This is a genomic window from Solwaraspora sp. WMMA2101 (genome assembly GCF_049179175.1).
In the GTDB taxonomy this organism is placed as follows: domain Bacteria; phylum Actinomycetota; class Actinomycetes; order Mycobacteriales; family Micromonosporaceae; genus Micromonospora_E.
On sequence record NZ_JBMHMA010000006.1, the window covers coordinates 460791 to 482160 of the forward strand.

A 21370-nucleotide genomic window follows, 5' to 3' on the forward strand; every position below is an offset into this window, starting at 1 on the left:
GTGCGCCACGACTGAACCGTACGGCGACGCGCTACTGCTTATCCGTCCGGCGCAGCACCGCGAGGAACATCGCGTCGGTGCCGTGCCGGTGCGGCCACAACTGCACCGACGGACCGTCACCGAGGCCCGGCATCCCCGCCGGCAACAACGGCCGCGCGTCGACGAAGTCCACCGGTACGCCGCTGCGCCGCGCCGCCTCGGTCACCGACACGTGGGTCTCCACCCGATGCGGCGAACAGGTCACATACGCCACCACCCCACCCGGGCGGACCGCGCGCAGACCGGCCGTGAGCAACTCCCGCTGCAACCGGGTCAACGGCGGCAGGTCCGACGGCTGACGGCGCCAGCGCGACTCGGGACGGCGCCGCAGCGAACCGAGCCCGGTGCACGGCGCGTCGACCAGGACCCGGTCGAAGGAAGCCGCCGGCAGATCCTCACCGGCACCGACCCGCCGGCCGTCCGTCGTCCGCACGGTCACCGGCAGCCCGCGGACCGCCTGCTCCACCAGGCGGGACCGGTGCTCGGCGATCTCCACCGCGGTGACCTGCGCGCCCCGGTCGACGGCGAGCGCGCCCAGCAGTGCCGCCTTACCGCCGGGGCCGGCGCACAGGTCCAGCCACCGGGTGTCCTGGCCGGGCACGTCGGCGGCGGTCAACGCCGCTGCCACCAGCTGCGAGCCCTCGTCCTGTACGTGCGCCCGCCCCTGCCTGATCGCCGACAGGTCACCGGGCGCGCCGCCGGACAGGTAGACGGCGTACGGCGAGAAGGCCCCCGGCGCGCCAGCGACCTCGTCGGCCAGCGCGGCCGCCTCGGCCCGCCCCGGCCGGGCACACAGGTGCACCGGCGGTCGCTCGTTGTCCTCGATCAACAGCCGGGTCGTCTCCGCCAGGTCGTCGCCGAGCGCCTCGGCGAACGCCCGCACGATCCACTCCGGATGGTGGAAGGTGACCGCCAGGTGGCCGATCGGGTCGGTCTGCTCGTCGGGTGCCAGCTCCGTCAGCCAGGTGTCCAGGTCACGGCTGGAGATCTCCCGCAGTACGGCGTTGGCGAACCCGACCGCGCCCGTCGCCACGTTGTGCACCAGGTCCACCGTCGACGACACGGCGGCGTGCGCTGGCACCCGGGTGTGCAGCAGCTGGTACGCGCCGAGGCGCAGTGCGTCGCGGGCCGGCGGGTCGATCCGGTCCACGCCCCGGCCGGCCGCTCGGGCGATGATCAGATCCAGGGTGCCGACCATCCGCAGGGTGCCGTAGGTCAGCTCGGTGGCGAACGCCGCATCCCGGCCGTGGAGCTGCCGGTCCCGCAGGATCGTCGGCAGCACCAGGTTGGCGTACGCGTCGTCGCGGTGCACCGCCGCGACCGCCTCGTACGCCGCGTCCCGGGCCGGGTCGACGTGTCGGCGGCCGCGCCGCGCCCGGTCGGTGCCCACGCTCATTGGAAGAACTCGCCGGTGCTGATCCGGGCACCCCGGGCCCAGTCCGACGCCGACATGGCCTTCTTGCCAGCCGCCCGCACCTCACCCAGCGCGACCGGTACCGTCGCGGTGCCGGCCAGCAGGCGGTTGCGTTCGGCCAGCAACTCCCCCGGTTTCAGGGGCGGGCCGTCGGGCACCGGCCGGACCGGTCCGAGCTTGACCCGCTCGTCCCGCAACGTCGTCCAGGCACCGGGTGCCGGCGTGCAGGCCCGGACCCGGCGGTCCACCGCGAACGCCGGGTCGGTCCAGCGCAGCCGGGCGTCCTCCACCGACAGCTTCGGGGCGAGCGACACCCCGTCGGTCGGCTGCGTGTGCGCCCGCGCGGTCCCGGCGGCGATCCCGTCCAGCACCGCCACCAGCAGCTGGGCGCCGCTGTGCGCCAGCCGGTGCAGCAGGTCACCGGCGGTGTCGGTCGATCCGACCTGGTCGGTCACGGTGCCGAACACCGGCCCGGTGTCCAGGCCTTCCTCCAGCTGGAACACGCTCGCGCCGGTCACCTCGTCGCCGTGCAGCACCGCGTGCTGCACCGGCGCCGCCCCCCGCCAGGCGGGCAGCAGCGAGAAGTGCAGGTTGATCCAGCCGTACGCCGGGATCGCCAGCGCCACCGGCGGCACCAGCGCACCGTAGGCCACCACCGGCACGCAGTCCGGTGCCAACGCGGTCAGCCGGTCCAGGAACTCCGGCTCGCGGGGCCGTTGAGGTGTCAGCACCTCGATGCCCCGCTCGTCGGCCCAGGCACCGACCGGCGAGCGGACCAGCCGGCGGCCCCGGCCGGCCGGCGCGTCCGGCCGGGTCACCACGGCGACCAGGTCGTGTCCGCTGGCGGCGATGGCGTCCAACGCCGGTACGGCGACCTCGGGGGTGCCAGCGAAGACCAGCCGCATCCCGGTCACCTGCCCAGACCGAACGGGCTGGTGGCACCGCCGGGGCGGAACAGGCCGCCCGACGAACGGTGCGGGCTGACCTTGACGGTCGGCGGGGCGGCCTCGTCGTACCAGTCCGACTGGCGGATCGCCCGCATCGCCTCCTTACGGGTCGCCGGGTCGAGCCGGTCGAGGAACAGCACCCCGTCGAGGTGGTCGGTCTCGTGTTGTACGCAACGGGCCATCAGGCCGCTGCCGACGATCTGCACCGGGTCGCCGTACTCGTTGAAGCCCTTCGCCACGACGTTCTGTCGACGCTTGGTGTCGAAGTAGAGCCCCGGGATGGACAGGCAGCCTTCCGGGCCGTCCTGTTCCTCCTCGTCGGGAAAGTCCAGCACCGGATTCACCAGGTGGCCCAGCAGGTCGTCGACGTGGAACGTGAAGACCCGCAGCCCGACACCGAGCTGTGGCGCGGCGAGGCCGGCGCCGTTCTGATCGGTCATGCTGTCGGTCAGATCGGCGACGAGCCCGCGCAGCTCGGCGTCGAAGTCGACCACGGGCTCGGCCGCAGTGCGCAGCACCGGGTCGCCGAAGAGTCGGATGGGCTGGACGGTCACGCGGTCAGGCTCCTTGTCGTGGGCAGACGGTGTCCCCAGTCTACGGGCGTGCGCCGGTCATGGTGACGGGCGCGACGGTCGTCCATATGAAGCCGCGACGACGCTATTGACGAGATGGTGATGCAACCGTAGTACTCCGTCCCTGTTAGCGTTAACATTCCGGTTCCGCTCCAGGCTGGAGCCCGCTGCCAGCGCGCCCACCCCCGCACCGCGACCCCACCGCACCGCGACCCCACCGCACCGCGACCCACCGCACCGCGACCACAACCCCCTACCGACCCCGACCGGACGGACGCCCGCCCGCCATTGGCCCGGCGATCAGGAGGCAGCCCATGTACCTACCAACCGCACGACCCGGGCTGACCGGCAGCGCGCTGCTGGTCGGAGCACTCGTCGCCACCGCGGCCGTAGCCACCGGACCGAGCCTGGCCGACCCGCCACGACCGGAGCCGGAGTACACGATCACGGTCGATCCGGCCGCTGCCGGGGTGCCGATCAGCGACACCATGTACGGCGTCTTCTTCGAGGACATCAACTACGCCGCCGACGGCGGCCTCTACGCCGAACTGGTCCGTAACCGGTCCTTCGAGTTCCTACCAGTGGACAACCAGTCCTTCACCGGACTGACCGGCTGGGCCCCGGGCACCGAAGCCGGCGGGTCCGGCACCGCGACCCCGGTCGACGACGACGGCCGGCTCAACGATCGGAACCGCACCTACCTGCGGCTCGACCTGGACAACATCGCCGGCGGACGCTACGGGGTGACCAACTCCGGCTACAACAGCGGAATCGCCGTCGAGGCCGGCAAACGCTACGACTTCTCGGTCTGGGCCCGCACCGACTCCACCGGCAACCAGCTGACCGTCCGGCTGCTCGACGTCGACGGCCGCCGACTCGCCGAACCGCAGCGGTTGCGCGTCCACGGCGACGATTGGACCAGGTACACCGCCACGTTCACCGCCCACCGTACCTCCGACGTCGGCCGGCTCGCGGTGCTCGCCGGCGGCACCGGCACCGTGCGGCTGGACATGGTGTCGCTGTTTCCTCAGGAGACCTTCCGGGGCCGACCCAACGGTCTGCGCAAGGACCTGGCCCAGAAGATCGAGGCGCTGCGGCCGGGCTTCGTCCGCTTCCCCGGCGGCTGCCTGGTCAACACCGGCAGCATGGACGGCTACGACGCCGGGTCCGGCTGGGAGCGGGCCCGCTCGTACCAGTGGAAGGACACCGTCGGACCGGTGGAGACCCGGGCGACCAACGCCAACTTCTGGGGCTACAACCAGTCGTACGGACTGGGCTACTACGAGTACTTCCAGTTCGCCGAGGACATCGGCGCGATGCCGCTGCCGGTGGTACCGGCCCTGGTCACCGGCTGCGGCCAGAACCAGCCCACTGTCGACGAGCCCCTGCTGCAGCGGCACATCTCCGACACGCTGGATCTGATCGAGTTCGCCACCGGCCCGGCCGACTCCACTTGGGGCGGGCTGCGCGCCGACATGGGCCACCCGGAACCGTTCAACCTGACCCACGTCGCGGTCGGCAACGAGGAGAACCTGCCCGAGGCGTTCTTCGCCAACTTCCAGCGGTTCCGGGCCGCGATCGAGGCGCGGTACCCGCAGATCACGGTGATCAGCAACTCCGGACCGGACGACCAGGGTGCCACCTTCGACCGGCTGTGGCAGCTCAACCGGGCCGCCGGGGTGGAGATGGTCGACGAGCACTACTACAACAGCCCGGCCTGGTTCCTACAGAACAACGACCGCTACGACAGCTACGACCGCGCCGGGCCGAAGGTGTTCCTCGGCGAGTACGCCTCCCAGGACAACAAGCTCTACAACTCGCTGGCCGAGGCGGCCTTCATGACCGGGCTGGAGCGCAACGCCGACATCGTCGAGATGGCCTCGTACGCCCCGCTGCTGGCCAACATCGACCACGTCCGGTGGCGGCCGGACCTGATCTGGTTCGACAACGACGAATCCTGGGGCACGACCAGCTACCAGGTGCAGAAGCTGTTCATGACCAACGTCGGCGACCGTACGGTGCCCAGTGGGGCCACCGGGCCGGCCCTCGGCACCCAGCCGATCACCGGCCGGATCGGCCTGTCCACCTGGGCCACCTCGGCGACCTACGACGACGTGAAGGTCACCGCCCCGGACGGCACGGTGTTGTTCAGCGACGACTTCGCCACCGGGGCGGACCAGTGGACACCGGTCGCGAACCGGGGCAGCTGGTCGGTGGTCGACGAGGCGTACACCCAGAGCGACACGGCCGCCCAGGACACCATGGTCGCCGCCGCCGAGATCACCGCCGCCGACTACGACCTGTCGCTGACCGCCACGAAGAACGCCGGCGCGGAGGGCTTCCTGATCGGGTTCGGTGTCAAGGACGCCGGCAACTTCTACTGGTGGAACCTGGGTGGTTGGAACAACACCCAGGGCGCGGTGGAGAAGGCCACGAACGGGGCCAAGGAGACGCTGATCGCCAAGCCGAACCAGATCACCACCGGCACCACGTACGACATCACCGTCAAGGTACGGGGTGACAAGGTCACCCTGCTGCTGGACGGCGAGGTGTGGGGCGAATTCGTCGACGACCGGGTCACCCGCCCGTTCGCCCAGGTCGTCACCCGCGACGAGGCCACCGGCGACCTCCTGGTCAAGGTGGTCAACGCGCAGGACAAGGCGGCCGTGACCATGATCGACCTGGGCGACCTGCCGGTCCGGTCGACCGCTCAGATGACCGTGATCAGCGGCGACCCCGCTGAGCAGAACACCCGCTCGGCCGAACCGATCCAGCCGGTCACCACCCCGCTCACCGGCGTCGCGTCCCGCTTCACGCACACCTTCGAGCCGTACTCCGTGACCTTCATCCGCATCCGCACGAAGTGAGTGAGGTGGCTTCCTTGACGTACGACGTGAACCGACGCGCCCTGCTGCGCGGCGGCCTCGGTGTCGCCGCCGCCGGCCTGGTCGGTGGGTTGACCACCGGTATCGGGCGGCCGGACGCGGCCGCCGCCGCACCGACCGCCGGCAACACCACCGGCCCGGTCGGCGCACCCACCGACGCTCAGGTGTACGGCGTCCCGACGGTCGACCCGCTCGTCCACCAGCGGGCCGACCCGTTCGTCACCTACCCGGTCGCCGGCATGTACTACTTCACCGGCTCAGTGCCGGAGTACGACCGGATCGTGGTCCGCGGCGCGCCCACCATCGCCGGGCTGGCCACCGCCGCCGAGACGGTGATCTGGCGACGGCCGGCCAGCGGCCGGATGGGCGGCCACATCTGGGCGCCGGAGCTGCACCGCATCGACGGCAAGTGGTACGTCTACTTCGCCGCCGGCGACTCCGACAACGTGTTCCGGATCCGGATGTACGTGCTGGAGTCCCCGCTGGACGACCCCCGGGACCCGGCCGGCTGGCAGTTGCGGGGTCAGATCGTCACCGAGTGGGACAGTTTCGCCCTGGACGCCACCACGTTCCACCATCACGGGCATCAGTACCTGGTCTGGGCCCAGGGTGAGCCGGAGATCGCGGTCAACTCCAGCCTGTACATCGCCGAGCTGGCCGACCCGTGGACGCTGAAGACCAAGCCGGTGCGCATCGCCACCCCGACCCGCCCGTGGGAGGTGCAGGGCTACGCGGTCAACGAAGGCGCGGCGGTGATCGTCCGCAACGGACGGGTGTTCATGACCTTCTCGGCCAGCGCCACCGACTCCCGCTACTGCATGGGCCTGCTCACCGCCGACGCCGGCGCCGACCTGCTCGACCACCGCTCCTGGACGAAGACGCCCGACCCGGTCTTCGTCACCAACGAACAGACCGGCCGGTACGGCCCGGGACACAACTCGTTCACCGTCGCCGAGGACGGTAAGACGACGGTGCTGGTCTACCACGCCCGGGACTACCGGGACATCGTCGGCGACCCGCTGTACGACCCGAACCGGCACGCCCGGGTGCAGAAGCTCTACTGGGACGCCGACGGCAATCCGCTGTTCGGGATCCCGGTCGGCGAGGGCGGGCCGATCGTGCGGCTCTCGCCCGCCGACACCAGCCGTGCCGCCTTCGTGCGTCACGTCGGTGCGACCGTGCTGGTCGACACCGACGCCCAGCGGCTGGCCGACACCCAGTTCCGCATCGGTGCCGGGCTGGCCGGGGCGGACACGGTGTCGATCCAGTCGGTCGACCGGCCGGGACACTACCTGCGGGCGGTCAACGGCACCGTACGCCTCGACCCGGCCGCCGACGACGACGAGTTCGCCGCACAGGCGAGCTTCCACCGGATTCCCCGGGTGAACGGACGCATCTCGCTGCGCCTCGCCGGGGTCCCGTCGGCTTTCGTCCGCCACGAGAACGGGCAGCTGACCATCGGTCCCGCCGCCGGGGCACAGTCTGCCTTCCGGCTCAGCTGACCGGACCCGGGCCAGAGCAGGTCGAGCGGGGCCCGGGCTAGAGCAGGTCGAGCGGGTCGATCTGGATGCGTACCGGCTGACCGGTCCGGCGGGCGGTGCGGGTGCCGGCCGCCGTTCGCAGGTGTCGGGCCAGCTCGGCCGCCTGCGACCGGCGGACCCGGATCAGCATCCGTTCCTGGCCGTCGGCCGCCGGCACCGGACCGAGCAGTTCGGCACCGTCCGGCATCCGCAACGCGGCCAGCAGCTCGTCGACCGCCTCGGCCGGTCCGGTCACGCTGGCCATCCGGGCCGCTGGCGGGAAACCCAGCTCGCGCCGGTCGGCGAGCTCGCGGGCCGCGAACCACCCGGGGTCCCAGCGCAGTAGCGCCTGCACCGGAGCGAGCCCGCCGTCGGCGATCACCACCACCTGGCCGCCGTCGGTCGCCGGCCGGGCCAGCGCGGCGGCGGACAGCCAGCGGCGCAGCGTCTCCTCTCCGGCGCGCAGGTCGGCCCGGGTCAGCAACGCCCAGGTGTCCAGCAGCAGAACGGCACCGTAGCCGCCGGCGGCCACCGGCTCGGCCCCGGGGGTGGCGACCACCACCGCCGGGTCGGCCGGCACCAAGGTCAGCACCTCGTCACGGCCGGAGGTCCGCACCGTGGTGCCGGGGAACGCCCGACCCAGCTCCTCGGCGGTACGCCGGGCACCGGTGACCGCGGCCCGGAGTCGCCGCCCCTGGCAGTGCGGACAGGCGTAGCCGGCGGCCGGCCGGCCACACCAGCGGCACTGTGCGGTGGCGGTCGCCGCCGGCAGGGCCAGCGGGCCGGCGCAATGCGGACAGCGGGCCGGGGTCCGGCAGTCCGCGCAGGACACGGCCGGCAGGTAGCCGCGCCGGGGCACCTGCACCAGCACCGGTGTCCCGGCCTGCAACGCCGTACGGGCGGCGGCAAAGGCCAGGCTGGGCAGTCGGGCGGTGGCGGCACCGGCGTCCCGGGCTAGTTGGGCGTCGTCGCCGGCCGGGGTGACCCGGGGGGCACGTCGCCGAACCGTCGCCCGGGCGGCGACGATCTCCCGGGCCCAGCCGGTCTCGACGAGCTGTTGTGCCTCGCCGGACCGGGCGAAGCCGCCGAGCAGTGCCGCGACCCCGCCCAGTTGTGCCCGGGTGAGCAGGACCTCCCGGGCGTGCGGGTACGGAGCGCGGGGTTCGGCGTGCACGTCGTCGCCGTCGTCCCAGATGGCGACCAGGCCCAGATCGGCGACCGGAGCGAACATCGCCGCCCGGGTGCCGACTACTACTTTCACCAGACCTCGGCTCGCCGCGAGGAACGCCCGGTAGCGGCGGGCCGGGCCGAGCGCCGCCGTGAGCACCACGTGCCGGCCGGCGCCGAGCGCCGAGCGCAGGGCCGTGTCCAGCCGGTCGACGTCGCGTCCGTCCGGTAGCACCGCGACCGCGCCCCGGCCGGCCCGTACGGCGGCGGCGATCACCTCGGCGTACCGGGCCGGCCAGTCCTCGCCGGGCAGCGGGGCCCAGACGGCGCGGGCCGGTCGGCCGTCGGCGACGGCCCGCAGGAACGCCGGCCCGGACGGGTACGCCGCCCATCCGTCAGCGTCGCTCGACGCCGCGCCGGTCGGCACCGCACCGGACGACGCCGCGTCGGGCTCAGGCTGTTCGCAGTCGGCGGCACCGGACTCCGGTGCGCGGGGTTCCTGCTCGACCCGGGCGTGTCGCGGCGGCACCGCCAACCGCAACACGTCGGCCAGGTGTCCGGCGTACCGGTCGGCGACGGTCCGGGCCAGTCCGGCGATCTCCGCGCTGAGCACCCGCTCCGGCGAGATCAGTTTGTCGAGGAAGACGAGCTTGCCGTCGTGGCCTGAGGTGGCGGCCCGTTCCAGCACCCACCCGGCCACCAGTTGGCCAGCGAAGCGGACCCGGACCCGGGTACCCGGCTGAACGCCGTCGTCGAGTTCAGCCGGGACCAGGTAGTCGAACGGCCGGTCGAGGTGCGCAAGTGGCACGTCCACACAGATCCGCGCGACCGGCAGCCGGTCTGCCGGCTGCCGGTCGGTGCGCGCGCGGGTGGTCACCGCCTCATCCTGCCTGCCCGGCCGGGCAGGCGGCGGGCGGCCCGCCAACCGACGACGCCGCTGGGATCAGGCGCCAGCGGCGGACTTCAGATCCGCTGCCCGGTCCGTGCTCTCCCACGAGAACTCCGGCAACTCCCGACCGAAATGCCCGTACGCCGCCGTCGGTCGGTAGATCGGCCGCAGCAGGTCGAGATCCCGGATGATGGCCGCCGGCCGCAGATCGAACACCTCACCGATCGCCCGCTCGATCCGCTCCACCGGCACCGTCTCCGTACCGAACGTCTCCACGAACAGGCTCACCGGATGCGCCTTGCCGATCGCGTACGCCACCTGCGCCTCGCACCGCTCCGCCAACCCCGCCGCGACCACGTTCTTCGCCACCCACCGCATCGCGTACGCCGCCGAACGGTCCACCTTCGACGGGTCCTTGCCCGAGAACGCCCCACCACCGTGCCGGGCGTACCCACCGTACGTGTCCACAATGATCTTCCGACCGGTCAGACCCGCGTCGCCCATCGGACCACCGATCTCGAACCGACCCGTAGGGTTCACCAACAACCGGTAACCCTCCGTGTCCAGCCCGAGTCCCTCCAGCTCCGGCCCGATCACGTGCTCGCGTACGTCCGGCGTCAACAGCGACTCCAGCGAGATGTCCGCCGCGTGCTGGCTCGACACCACCACCGTGTCCAACCGCACCGGACGCCACCCGTCGTACTCCACGGTCACCTGCGTCTTGCCGTCCGGCCGCAGGTACGGCACCGTCCCGTCCTTGCGGACCGCCGACAACCGTCGCGCCAACCGGTGCGCCAACGCGATCGGCAACGGCATCAGCTCGGGCGTCTCCGCACACGCGAACCCGAACATCATGCCCTGGTCGCCCGCGCCCTGCGCGTCCAACGCGTCATCGGCCGACTCACCGACCCGCAACTCGATCGCCGTGTCCACCCCCTGCGCGATGTCCGGCGACTGCGCACCGATCGACACACTCACCCCGCACGACGCCCCGTCGAACCCCTTCTTCGACGAGTCGTACCCGATCCCCAGGATCGTCTCCCGCACGATCGCCGGAATATCGGCGTACGCCTGCGTGGTGACCTCCCCGGCCACATGCACCTGACCGGTGGTGATCAACGTCTCCACAGCGACCCGCGACCGCGGGTCCTGCGCCAGCAACGCATCAAGAATCCCGTCACTGATCTGGTCAGCGATCTTGTCCGGATGACCCTCCGTCACAGACTCGGAGGTGAAAAGGCGGCGTGACACGGTACTCCTTGATTCCGAAGTCATTGGTTCACGGCAGTCTAGTCACCAACGCCGGTGTCTGGCGCCTCGCTGAGCAACGTCACTGCGCCGAGGCCGGCGCCGCTGGCGGTGGACGGTCGGCCCCACCACCGGCGGGACGGGGCAGTCGGTCCCGGACGATGTCCCACACGTCGTCGGCGAGTCGGGCCTTGCTGCGCTCGTCGAGCACGGCGACCGTGCCGTCGGCATCGAGCACGGTCGCGGCGTTGGCGTCGGCACCGAAGACCCGGTCGACGCCGACCTGGTTGGCCACGATCAGGTCGGCGCGTTTGCGCACCAGTTTCGCCCGGGCGTTCGCCATCAGGTCACCCGTTTCGGCGGCGAACGCGACCAGCAGCTGCCCCGGCCGTTTCGCCGCGCCCAGTTCAGCGGCGATGTCCGGATTGGTGACGAGTTCGATTACCGGCGGACGACCGGAATCGCCCTTCTTAATCTTTTCGGGCGTGTAGGTGGCCGGCCGGAAGTCCGCCGGTGCGGCGGCCATCACCACGACGTCGGCGTACCGCGCGGCGGCGAGCGTCGCGACCCGCAGCTCCTCGGTGCTGCCCACCCGGATCAGCTCCACCCCGGCGGGATCAGGCAGCGTCACGTTCGCGGCGATCAACGTGACCTGGGCGCCCCGGGCGGCGGCGGTACGGGCGAACGCGTACCCCTGCTTGCCGGACGACCGGTTGCCGATGAACCGGACCGGGTCGAGTGGTTCGCGCGTCCCGCCGGCGGTCACCACCACCCGCCGCCCGGCCAGGTCGGCCGGCTGGGTGCCGGGGCGCTCCAGTACCTCGCGCAGGAGCTCGAAGATCTGCGCCGGTGCCGGCAGCCGGCCCTTGCCCGAGTCGGCCCCGGTGAGCCGGCCGACGGCCGGCTCGATGACCCGGACCCCCCGGGCCCGCAGCACCGCCACGTTGTGGACGGTCGCCGGGTGCTCCCACATCTCGGTGTGCATCGCCGGAGCGAGCACCACCGGGCAGCGGGCGGTCAGCAGAGTGCTGGTGAGCAGGTCGTCGGCGAGCCCGTGCGCGGCGCGGGCGATCAGGTCCGCAGTCGCCGGGGCGACCACGACCAGATCCGCCTGCTGCCCGAGGCGTACATGCGGCACCTCGTGGACGTCGCTCCAGACGTCGTCGGCGACCGGCTGCCCGGACAACGCCGACCAGGTCGGCGCACCGACGAAGCGCAACGCGGCCACGGTCGGCACCACCCGCACCTGGTGGCCCGACTCGGTCAGCAGGCGGAGCAGTTCGCAGGCCTTGTATGCGGCGATCCCGCCGCCGACGCCGAGAACGACCCGGGCCGGCCCACGGCCCGTTGGGGCGCCGTCAGGGCCCGCTGGGGCGCCGCTCAGGGCTGGTCGGTGGGCTCGGCGACGAGCAGGCCGGAGTTGATCTCCCGCATGGCGATGGAGAGCGGCTTCTCCTGCGGGGTGGTCTCGACCAGCGGGCCGACGTACTCCAGCAGGCCCTCGCCGAGCTGGCTGTAGTAGGCGTTGACCTGACGGGCACGCTTGGCGGCGAAGATCACCAGGGCGTACTTCGAGGAGGTCTTCTCCAGCAGCTCGTCGATGGGCGGGTTGGTGATGCCTTCCGGGCTGGCGATGGATCCCACGGATGCAACCTCTGTGTCGTCGAGTCAGGTGTGTCGCCGGGTCAGACCGTGCGCTGGATCAGACCGTACGCTCAGTCGGACCGTACGGGTGAGTCAGGCCGTGTGCTGTGGATGTACCGGCGTCAATAACGATGAACCGAGCAATCCTACCAGCTCGGCGGCGGCCCGCCCGACCTGGTCGTTGACCACGGTCACGTCGAACTCCTGCTCGGCGGCGAGTTCCTCGTCGGCATGCGCAAGCCGGCGACGGATCGTCTCCTCGTCGTCCGTGCCCCGCCCGACGAGCCGCCGTTTGAGCTCCTCGACACTGGGCGGAGCGAGGAACACCAACTGGGCCTCGGGCATCGCCTTACGGACCTGCCGGGCACCCTGCAGGTCGATCTTGAGCAGGACCGGCTCACCGGCGTGCAGCCGCTGCTCCACGGCGCTGCGCGGCGTGCCGTACAGGTTTCCGGCGAACTCGGCCCATTCGAGCAGCTGCCCGCTGGCGGCCATCCGCTCGAACTCGGGCCGGTCGACGAAGTAGTAGTGAACGCCGTCAACCTCGTAGTCCCGCATCGGGCGGGTGGTCACCGAGACGGACAGCCAGATCCAGGGCGAGCGCGCCCGGATCAGCTCGATCACGCTGTCCTTGCCGACCCCGGAGGGGCCGGAGAGGACCGTGAGCCGAGCTGCCGGGCGCGCGTCGTCATACATGGTCACTGCTTGTTTCTACACCCTGCCGCGAGTCAGTTCGCGGCGAACTCCCCGAGCAGGGCCTTGCGCTGCTGGTCGCCGAGGCCACGGAGGCGACGGCTGTCGGCGATCTTGAGCTTCTCCATGATCTGGGTCGCCCGGATCTTGCCGATGCCCGGCATCGCCTGCAGCACGGCGGAAACCTTCAGCTTGCCGACAACGTCGTCGGACTCCGCCCGGTCGAGCACGGCGGCGAGGGTGGTCTTGCCCTGCTTGAGCTGCTCCTTCAACTCAGCACGGGCCTTACGGATCTCCGCGGCCTTCTCCAGCGCGGCTGCACGCTGTTCGGGGGTCAGTGACGGGAGCGGCACCAGTTCTCCTCAGGTCCCTATCGCGACGGGCGGATCGCACCGCCGCATCTGTGAAACGTGGTGTGGCTGGGCCCCAAAGGGGCATGTGGTTCCCAGCGCCGGGAAAACTAGCGGTCAGCGACGTTTTCGGCAACGTGGGACCCCCTCGATCACTGCGTGGTGATGGATCGCTCACTCAGATCGCAGGGTCCAGGGCGGCCCGACACTTAGCAAGCGTATGTTCGGCCGAAGCCCGCAACGCCGCCACTTCCGGCCCGCTGCGCAGCACCTGTCGCGAGTACGAGGGCAGGACTGCGGAAAGCGCTTGCCCAAACACGGTGCGCAGGTCCTCGGGCCGACCACCCTGCTCACCGAGGCCCGGCGCGAGCAGCGGGCCATTGACGTTCGACAGTTCGTGACCGGTGTCGCCAACGGTCGCCCCGACCACCAGACCGAAACTGCCAATGGGCTGCGCACCCGCGTTGAGCTGCGAAATCTCATCGATCACCGTCTGCGCGACTGTGCGCCCATCGGACAGTCGTGCATGTTGCACCTGACGGCCTTCCGGATTCGAGGTCAACGCGAGCACGAAGACGCCACCGCCGTGTTCGGCAGCCGACTCGAACATCGGCGCCAACGCGCCGACCCCCAGAAACGGGCTGGCCGTGACCGCGTCGGCGGCCAACGGACTGGCCGGATCGAGATACGCCGAGGCATACGCGGCGGCCGTGGACCCGATGTCGCCCCGCTTCACATCGAGCAGGACGAGCACCCCGGCGTCGCGCAACTGTCGGATAGTTGACTCAAGCACGGCGATGCCGGCGGACCCGAAACGTTCGAAGAACGCCGACTGTGGCTTGGCCACCGCGACCACGTCACCGAGCGCGTCGACCACCGTCGCGGTGAACCGCGCGAGGCCGTCGACGTCGTCGGGCAGACCCCACTGGGCCAGTAGCTGCGGGTGCGGGTCGATGCCCACGCACAGCGGACCACGGACGGCCACCGCCCGGTGCAGCCGCTCGCCAAAGGTCTCCATCGGTTGCCTCCTTGTCCGGCGGTCCGGCACGCGGACCGGCGAAAGCCGGCCGGGGTCATCCTCGGCGCGGTACCGCTGCGGCCGCAGCCGCCATCGCACGGGCGATCCGCGCGACGTCGTCGTCGTCGGTCAGGTACGGCGGCATCGTGTAGATCAGGTCCCGGAAGGGCCGCAACCAGACTCCCTCGGCCACCGCCGCGTCGGTCGCCGCCGCCACGTCGACCGGACGGTCGAGCTGCACCACCCCGATGGCGCCGAGCACCCGTACGTCACGCACCCCGGGCAGCGCCGCGACCGGAGCCAGGCCCGCCCGCAGGCCGGCCTCGATCCGACGTACGGCGTGCTGCCAGTACGGCCCGGCCGCCGGCCCACCGGTGGCCGCCGGCGGACCGGTCACCGCGCCGCCGGGCCCGCAGGCCGCAGTGTCCGCAGCGACCGGAGCCCGCAGCAGGTCGATCGAGGCGTTGGCCACCGCGCAGGCCAACGGGTTGCCCATGAAGGTGGGTCCGTGCGCCAGCACCCCGTCGGCGGAGATACCGGCGGCCACCTCGGGCGTACACAGCGCGGCGGCCAGTGTCAGGTACCCACCGGTCAACGCCTTACCGACACAGAGCACGTCAGGGGTGACACCGGCATGCTCGGCGGCGAAGAACGCGCCGGTACGGCCGAAGCCGGTAGCGATCTCGTCGAAGATCAGCAGTACGTCGTGCGCCGTGGTCACCTCCCGCAGCGCCCGTAGATACCCCGGGTGGTGGAAGCGCATCCCGCCGGTGCCCTGCACCACCGGCTCGACGATCACCGCAGCGATCTCGTCGGCGTGCCGGGCGATCCCGTCGACCAGCTCGGCGAGATAGCCCTCGTCAGGGGCCGCGCCGAAGTCCGCCGGCGGGGCGGACACGAACACCTGAGCCGGCAGCACCCCCCGCCACAGGTGGTGCATCCCGCCCTCGGGGTCGCAGACGCTCATCGGATGGAAGGTGTCGCCGTGGTAGCCGCCCCGCCAGGTGGCCAGCCGTCGCTTACCGGGCCGCCCCCGGGCCAGCTGGTACTGCAGGCACATCTTGATCGCGACCTCGACGCTGACCGAGCCGGAGTCGCAGAGAAAGACGTGCTCCAGGCCGGACGGGGTGATCTGCGCCAGGGTGTGCGCGAGCCGGACCGCCGGCTCGTGGGTCAGGCCGCCGAACATCACGTGCGCCATCCGGCCCAGCTGGTCGGTGACGGCCGCGTCGAGCACCGGGTGCCGGTAGCCGTGCACGGCCGCCCACCACGACGACATCCCGTCGACCAGCTCCCGGCCGTCGGCCAGCCGCAACCGGACCCCGGCAGCGCTGTCCACCAGGTACGGTGCGACAGCCGGCGGCAGCGCGGCGTACGGGTGCCAGACGTGCCGGCGGTCGATGTCGAGCAGCTGCGCCGGCGGCCACCCACCGGCCACCGGCCGCTGTGCGCTCATCGCCCCCGTACCCGCCGCACGATCGCCCGGACCAGCGCCGGCCCCCGGTAGATGAACCCGGTGTAGAGCTGCACCAGGCTGGCCCCGGCGTCGAACATCCGGGCCGCGTCGTCCGGGTCGAGGACGCCGCCGACCCCGATGATCGGCAACGCGCCGTCGGTCTCCCGGTGGACGAAGGAGACCACCTCGCGGGCCCGGTCGGTCAGCGGACGGCCGGACAGCCCGCCGGCCTGCTGCGCCGCGCCGGTGTCAGCGGCGGCCAGGCCGGCGCGCGACAAGGTGGTGTTGGTGGCGACGACCCCCGCCGCTCCCCGGGCCAGGCAGACCTCCAGCAGTTCGGCGATGGCCGGCTCGGACAGGTCCGGTGCGATCTTGACCAGGATCGGACGCTCGCCCACCAGCATCGCCAGCAGTGTGTCGAGGTGTTCCCGGTCCTGCAGCTGCCGCAGCCCCGGGGTGTTCGGCGAGGAGACGTTGATCACAAAATACTGTCCGTAGCCGCTGAGCGCCTTGTACGACGCCAGATAGTCGTCCACCGCCTCCTCGATCGGGACGACCTTCGACTTGCCCAGCGAGATGCCCAGCGGCACCGGACGGTCGGCGTACGCCGGGTGGGCCCGGCCGAACCCGCGCCGCTGCTCCAGCCGGCCGAGGACGGCGAGCCGGTCGGCGAGCGCCTCGGCACCGGCGTTGTTGAAGCCCATCCGGTTGATCACCGCCTCACTGGCCGGCAACCGGAACAGCCGGGGACGGGGGTTGCCCGGCTGTGCCTGGGCGGTGACGGTGCCGACCTCGACGAAGCCGAAGCCGAGCGCCGGCCAGGCCGGCAGCGCCAGGCCGTCCTTGTCCATCCCGGCGGCCAGCCCGACCGGGTTGGGAAAGTCGACCCCGAAGACGGTACGCGGCGCGGCCACCGCGTACCGGGCGCGCAGTGCGGCCAGCGCCACCGGATGCCGCGACAGCGTGGCCAGCCGGTGCAGCGTCCACTCGTGGGCGGCCTCGGCGTCGCCGCCACCGAGACGGAACAACGCCGAACGGGCCAGCCGGTAGCCGCCCCCGCCGCTCACCGCCCCGCCTGCCCGGCGGCTGTCTCGGGCCGCAGCGCCGCGTGCAGCTGCTGCAACGGCCGGACCGACATGTCGCCGGCAATCAGCGCCTCGATGCCCATCACGGCGGCGGCCACGCCCGGCACGGTGGTGACACAGGGGGTGTCGGCACCGACCGCCGCGCTGCGGATCTCGTACCCGTCGGAGCGGGCACTGGCCCCGGAGCCCTGCGGCGTGTTGATCACCAGCGCGAACTCCCCGGCGGCGATCAACGACACCGCGTCGGGGCCGCCCGAACCGGGCTCCTCCCAGTGTTTGCGGGCCAACTCGCAGGAGATGCCGTGGCGGCGCAGCACCTCGGCGGTGCCGGCGGTGGCCACGATGTCGAACCCGAGGTCGGCCAGTCGCTTCACCGGGAAGATCATCGACCGTTTGTCGCGGTTGGCGACCGAGACGAAGATCTTGCCGCTGGTCGGCAACGACCCGTACGCCGCCGCCTGGGACTTGGCGAAGGCTTTGCCGTACGCCGGGTCGATGCCCATCACCTCGCCGGTGGACTTCATCTCCGGGCCGAGCAGCGAGTCGACGCCGTGCCCGGCGCGGGTGCGGAACCGCTTGAACGGCAGCACCGCCTCCTTGACCGCGATCGGCGCGTCCGGCGGCAGCGTACCGCCGTCGCCGGTGGCCGGCAGCAACCCTTCGGCCCGCAGTTGCGCCACGGTGGCCCCGAGCATGATCCGGGCCGCTGCCTTGGCCAGCGGCACCGCCGTCGCCTTGGAGACGAACGGTACGGTCCGCGAGGCGCGGGGGTTGGCCTCCAGCACGTACAGCACGTCGTCCTTGAGCGCGTACTGGACGTTGAGCAGACCGCGGACCCCGACGCCACGGGCGATCTGCTCGGTGTAGTGCCGGATGGTGGCCAGGTGCGGGGCGGCCAGGGTGATCGGCGGCAGCGCGCAGGACGAGTCGCCGGAGTGGATGCCGGCCTCCTCGATGTGTTCCATCACCCCGCCGAGGTAGACCTCGCCGGTGGCGTCGCAGAGCGCGTCCACGTCGATCTCGATGGCGTCGTCGAGGAACCGGTCGACAAGCACCGGGTGCTCCGGCGAGATGTCGGTGGCCCGGCCGATGTAGTCGCGCAGCGTCGCGTCGTCGTAGACGATCTCCATGCCGCGCCCGCCGAGTACGTACGACGGGCGGACCAGCACCGGGTAGCCGATCTCGTCGGCGATCGCCTTGGCCTGCTCGAACGACACGGCGGTGCCGTGCGCCGGGGCGCGCAGCCCGGCCCGGGCCAGCACCTGACCGAAGGCGCCACGCTCCTCGGCGAGGTGGATCGAGGCCGGCGGGGTGCCGACGATCGGCACGCCGGCGTCGGCGAGGCGCTGCGCCAGTCCGAGCGGGGTCTGGCCCCCCAGCTGGACGATCACGCCGACCACACCGGGGCCGCCGGAAGCCCTGCCGCTGGCGTCCTCAGCCTGCCAGACCTCCAGCACGTCCTCGAAGGTGAGTGGCTCGAAGTAGAGCCGGTCGGCGGTGTCGTAGTCGGTGGAGACCGTCTCCGGGTTGCAGTTGACCATGACGGTCTCGTAGTCGGCCAGCGCCATCACCGCGTGCACGCAGGAGTAGTCGAACTCGATGCCCTGCCCGATGCGGTTCGGCCCGGAGCCGAGGATCAGCACCTTCGGCCGGTCCGAGCCGGCGACCTCGGTCTCGGCGTCGTAGCTGGAGTAGTGGTACGGCGTACGGGCGGCGAACTCGGCGGCGCAGGTGTCTACGGTCTTGTAGACCGGGCGCAGCCCGAGCCGGTGCCGCAACGTGCGTACCCCGTCCTCGCCGGCCAGCTCCGGACGCAGCGCGGCCACCTGCCGGTCGGACAGCCCGGCCCGCTTGGCCCGGCGCAGCAGCGCGGCGTCGAGCACCGGCGCGGCCTCGATCTCGCCGCGCAGCGCGACCAGACCGGCGATCTCCTCGAGGAACCAGGGGTCGATGCCGCCGGAGGCGACGTGGACCTGATCGACGGTGGCACCCAGCCGCAGCGCCCGTTCGACGGTGTAGAGCCGGCCGTCGTGCGGGGTGGCCAGCTCGGCCAGGGTGGACTCGACGGTGGCGTCGGCCGGGTCGGGCGTCGTCCAGAAACCGGCGGCCTTCGTCTCCATCGAGCGCATCGCCTTGTTCAGCGCCTCGGTGAAGTTGCGGCCCAGGCTCATCGCCTCGCCGACCGACTTCATCGTGGTGGTCAGCTCCGGGTCGGCGCCGGGGAACTTCTCGAACGCGAACCGGGGGATCTTGACCACGACGTAGTCGAGGACCGGTTCGAACGCGGCCGGGGTCTGCTTGGTGATGTCGTTGGGGATATCGTCGAGGGTGTAGCCGATGGCCAGCTTCGCGGCGATCTTCGCGATCGGGAAGCCGGTCGCCTTGGAGGCCAGCGCCGACGACCGCGACACCCGGGGGTTCATCTCGATCACCACGAGCCGGCCGGTCTGCGGGTGTACGGCGAACTGGATGTTGCAGCCGCCGGTGTCGACGCCGACCTCGCGAAGTACGGCGATGCCCATGTCGCGCATCTGCTGGTACTCGCGGTCGGTGAGGGTCATCGCCGGGGCGACGGTGACGCTGTCGCCGGTGTGCACCCCCATCGGGTCGATGTTCTCGATGGAGCAGACCACGACCACGTTGTCGTTGCGGTCGCGCATCAGCTCCAGCTCGTACTCCTTCCAGCCGAGCACGCTCTCCTCGATGAGGACCTCGTGCACCGGCGAAGCCGCCAGTCCCGCGCCGGCGATACGCTCCAGGTCGTCCGGGGTGTGGGCCATGCCGGAGCCGAGCCCGCCCATGGTGAACGACGGCCGGATCACCACGGGCAGACCCAGCTCGGCGACGGTGTCGCGGACCTCGGCCATGCTGTGGCAGACCCGGCTGCGCGGGGTCTCGCCGCCGGCGGTCGCGACGATGTCCTTGAACAGCTGGCGGTCCTCGCCGCGGCGGATCGCGTCGATGTTCGCCCCGATCAGCTCCACGCCGTACTTGTCCAGCACGCCCGCTTCGTGCAGCGCGACCGCCGTGTTCAGCGCGGTCTGCCCACCCAGGGTGGGCAGCAGCGCGTCGGGGCGCTCGCGGGCGATGACCAGCTCGACGAACTCGGGCGTGATCGGCTCGACGTAGGTGGCGTCGGCGAACTCGGGGTCGGTCATGATGGTCGCCGGGTTGGAGTTGACCAGCGACACGCGCAGCCCTTCGGCGCGCAGCACCCGGCACGCCTGGGTGCCGGAGTAGTCGAACTCGCAGGCCTGGCCGATGATGATCGGCCCGGAGCCGATCACCATGACATGCTGCAGATCTGTCCGCTTAGGCATGCTTTCCCTCGATCAGCTCGACGAACCGGTCGAACAGGTAGTCCGCGTCGTGCGGGCCGGCCGCCGCTTCCGGGTGGTACTGGACGGTGAACGCCGGCACCTCGCGGGCCCGCAGCCCCTCGACCACGTCGTCGTTGAGGCACACGTGGCTCACCTCGACACCGCCGAAGTCGGTGTCGATCACCGTGTTCAGCGGGGCGTCCACGGCGAATCCGTGGTTGTGGCTGGTCACCTCGACCTTGCCGGTGGCCCGGTCCAGCACCGGCTGGTTGATGCCGCGGTGGCCGTAGCCGAGCTTGTAGGTGCCGAAGCCCAGCGCCCGGCCGAGGATCTGCGAGCCGAAACAGATGCCGAACAGCGGGATCCGGCGCCCCATCACCTGGCGGGCCAGCGCGACCGGATGGTCGGCGGTGGCCGGGTCACCCGGCCCGGGGGAGAAGAACACCGCGTCCGGGCCGGTCGCCAGGACCTGCTCCAGCGTCGAGGTCGCCGGCAGCACGTGGGTGGTCACCCCACGCTCGGCGAGCCGGCGCGGCACGTTGCGCTTGATGCCCAGGTCCAGCGCGGCGACCGTGTAGCGGTGCTCGCCCTGGGCGGTGACCGTGTACGGCTGGCCGGTCGTCACTTCGGCCGACAGGTCGGCGCCGACCATCTGCGGGCTCTGGCGGACCTTGGCGAGCAGTTCCTGCGGGTCGTCGGTCAGGCTGGACACGCCTACCCGCATCACCCCCCGGTCGCGCAGGTGGCGGGTCAGCGCCCGGGTGTCGACCCCGCAGATGCCGACCACGCCCTCGGCGGCGAGCCGCTGCTCCAGGTCGCCGGTGGCGCGCCAGTTGGACGGCCGGCGGGCCGGGTCGCGGACCACGTAGCCGGCCACCCAGATCCGGTCGGACTCGTCGTCGTCGGCGTTGACCCCGGTGTTGCCGATGTGCGGTGCGGTCTGCACCACCACCTGCCGGTGGTAGGACGGGTCGGTCAGCGTCTCCTGGTAGCCGGTCATCGCGGTGGTGAACACCGCCTCGCCGAAGGTCTCCCCGACCGCGCCGTAGCTCTCACCCGGGAAGACCCGGCCGTCCTCGAGCACCAGCAGCGCCGGTACCCGCCGCAGCGCGGCGGTGGCGTC

Annotated in this window: 16 protein-coding genes; 2 read left to right on the forward strand and 14 right to left on the reverse strand. The window is 71.8% G+C overall.

The annotated features are described in order from the left end of the window. Nucleotides 1-31 precede the first annotated feature (31 nt). Genes ACN28F_RS02600 through def form a run of 3 tightly spaced genes read right to left on the reverse strand, consistent with a single transcriptional unit; the run spans nucleotide 32 to nucleotide 2954 of the window. Entirely contained in the window at nucleotides 32-1435 is a 1404-nt protein-coding gene (locus ACN28F_RS02600) for an RsmB/NOP family class I SAM-dependent RNA methyltransferase (RefSeq protein ID WP_421356945.1), read from the reverse strand. Further along, nucleotides 1432-2358, reverse strand: coding sequence for a methionyl-tRNA formyltransferase (gene fmt, locus ACN28F_RS02605; RefSeq protein WP_289206536.1), 927 nt, complete (start codon nucleotides 2356-2358; stop codon nucleotides 1432-1434). The genes ACN28F_RS02600 and fmt overlap by 4 nt, the downstream gene beginning before the upstream one ends. A gap of 5 nt (nucleotides 2359-2363) precedes the next feature. Beyond that, nucleotides 2364-2954, reverse strand: coding sequence for a peptide deformylase (def, locus tag ACN28F_RS02610; protein WP_289206537.1), 591 nt, complete (start codon nucleotides 2952-2954; stop codon nucleotides 2364-2366). Nucleotides 2955-3286: 332 nt separating this feature from the next. Between def and ACN28F_RS02615 the strand changes: the two genes are divergently transcribed. Together ACN28F_RS02615 and ACN28F_RS02620 are read left to right on the forward strand one after the other, a co-directional pair. Further along, complete coding sequence (locus ACN28F_RS02615; protein WP_289206538.1) at nucleotides 3287-5839, forward strand: alpha-L-arabinofuranosidase C-terminal domain-containing protein; 2553 nt, start codon at nucleotides 3287-3289, stop codon at nucleotides 5837-5839. A gap of 5 nt (nucleotides 5840-5844) precedes the next feature. Then, nucleotides 5845-7359 (forward strand): family 43 glycosylhydrolase, encoded by a 1515-nt coding sequence (locus ACN28F_RS02620; protein ID WP_289206539.1) that lies wholly within the window; start codon nucleotides 5845-5847, stop codon nucleotides 7357-7359. 37 nt (nucleotides 7360-7396) lie between these two features. Here ACN28F_RS02620 and ACN28F_RS02625 read toward each other — a convergent pair whose 3' ends face one another. The 11 genes from ACN28F_RS02625 to carA all read right to left on the reverse strand — a co-directional run bounded on the left by ACN28F_RS02625 (nucleotide 7397) and on the right by carA (nucleotide 21355). Further along, entirely contained in the window at nucleotides 7397-9358 is a 1962-nt protein-coding gene (locus ACN28F_RS02625; RefSeq protein ID WP_289210996.1) for a primosomal protein N', read from the reverse strand. 129 nt (nucleotides 9359-9487) lie between these two features. Continuing rightward, the gene (gene metK / locus ACN28F_RS02630; RefSeq protein WP_289206540.1) at nucleotides 9488-10684 is read right to left on the reverse strand and encodes a methionine adenosyltransferase; all 1197 of its coding nucleotides are present in this window, start codon (nucleotides 10682-10684) and stop codon (nucleotides 9488-9490) included. 79 nt (nucleotides 10685-10763) lie between these two features. Then, complete coding sequence (coaBC, locus tag ACN28F_RS02635) at nucleotides 10764-12065, reverse strand: bifunctional phosphopantothenoylcysteine decarboxylase/phosphopantothenate--cysteine ligase CoaBC (protein WP_289210997.1); 1302 nt, start codon at nucleotides 12063-12065, stop codon at nucleotides 10764-10766. After that, nucleotides 12062-12325 carry a DNA-directed RNA polymerase subunit omega gene (rpoZ, locus tag ACN28F_RS02640; protein WP_282227731.1) on the reverse strand — a complete coding sequence of 88 codons (264 nt, stop codon included), beginning with the start codon at nucleotides 12323-12325 and terminating at the stop codon, nucleotides 12062-12064. Before rpoZ ends, coaBC begins: the two co-directional genes overlap by 4 nt. A 93-nt stretch (nucleotides 12326-12418) precedes the next feature. Next, nucleotides 12419-13021: a guanylate kinase gene (gene gmk, locus ACN28F_RS02645; protein ID WP_289206541.1), complete on the reverse strand. Its 603-nt coding sequence runs from the start codon at nucleotides 13019-13021 to the stop codon at nucleotides 12419-12421. A 32-nt stretch (nucleotides 13022-13053) separates the two neighbouring features. Next, nucleotides 13054-13371 (reverse strand): integration host factor, actinobacterial type, encoded by a 318-nt coding sequence (mihF, locus tag ACN28F_RS02650; protein ID WP_123601181.1) that lies wholly within the window; start codon nucleotides 13369-13371, stop codon nucleotides 13054-13056. A gap of 175 nt (nucleotides 13372-13546) precedes the next feature. Then, nucleotides 13547-14386 carry an orotidine-5'-phosphate decarboxylase gene (pyrF, locus tag ACN28F_RS02655; protein WP_289206542.1) on the reverse strand — a complete coding sequence of 280 codons (840 nt, stop codon included), beginning with the start codon at nucleotides 14384-14386 and terminating at the stop codon, nucleotides 13547-13549. Nucleotides 14387-14441: 55 nt separating this feature from the next. Further along, on the reverse strand, nucleotides 14442-15842 hold the full coding sequence (gene bioA / locus ACN28F_RS02660) for an adenosylmethionine--8-amino-7-oxononanoate transaminase (protein ID WP_289206543.1): 1401 nt from the start codon (nucleotides 15840-15842) through the stop codon (nucleotides 14442-14444). Next, the gene (locus tag ACN28F_RS02665; protein WP_289206544.1) at nucleotides 15839-16909 is read right to left on the reverse strand and encodes a quinone-dependent dihydroorotate dehydrogenase; all 1071 of its coding nucleotides are present in this window, start codon (nucleotides 16907-16909) and stop codon (nucleotides 15839-15841) included. Before ACN28F_RS02665 ends, bioA begins: the two co-directional genes overlap by 4 nt. Beyond that, a complete protein-coding gene (carB, locus tag ACN28F_RS02670) occupies nucleotides 16906-20247 on the reverse strand; it encodes a carbamoyl-phosphate synthase large subunit (protein ID WP_421356946.1) in 3342 nt (1113 codons plus the stop codon). Before carB ends, ACN28F_RS02665 begins: the two co-directional genes overlap by 4 nt. Beyond that, nucleotides 20240-21355, reverse strand: coding sequence for a glutamine-hydrolyzing carbamoyl-phosphate synthase small subunit (gene carA / locus ACN28F_RS02675; protein ID WP_289210998.1), 1116 nt, complete (start codon nucleotides 21353-21355; stop codon nucleotides 20240-20242). The genes carB and carA overlap by 8 nt, the downstream gene beginning before the upstream one ends. Between the last annotated feature and the right edge of the window lie 15 nt (nucleotides 21356-21370).

Coding starts and splice junctions, on each gene's coding strand:
- ACN28F_RS02600 (WP_421356945.1), bottom strand. CDS start 1,435: ATGAGCGTGGGCACCGACCGGGCGCGGCGCGGCCGCCGACACGTCGAC.
- fmt (WP_289206536.1), bottom strand. CDS start 2,358: ATGCGGCTGGTCTTCGCTGGCACCCCCGAGGTCGCCGTACCGGCGTTG.
- ACN28F_RS02615 (WP_289206538.1), top strand. CDS start 3,287: ATGTACCTACCAACCGCACGACCCGGGCTGACCGGCAGCGCGCTGCTG.
- gmk (WP_289206541.1), bottom strand. CDS start 13,021: ATGTATGACGACGCGCGCCCGGCAGCTCGGCTCACGGTCCTCTCCGGC.
- pyrF (WP_289206542.1), bottom strand. CDS start 14,386: ATGGAGACCTTTGGCGAGCGGCTGCACCGGGCGGTGGCCGTCCGTGGT.
- bioA (WP_289206543.1), bottom strand. CDS start 15,842: ATGAGCGCACAGCGGCCGGTGGCCGGTGGGTGGCCGCCGGCGCAGCTG.
- carB (WP_421356946.1), bottom strand. CDS start 20,247: ATGCCTAAGCGGACAGATCTGCAGCATGTCATGGTGATCGGCTCCGGG.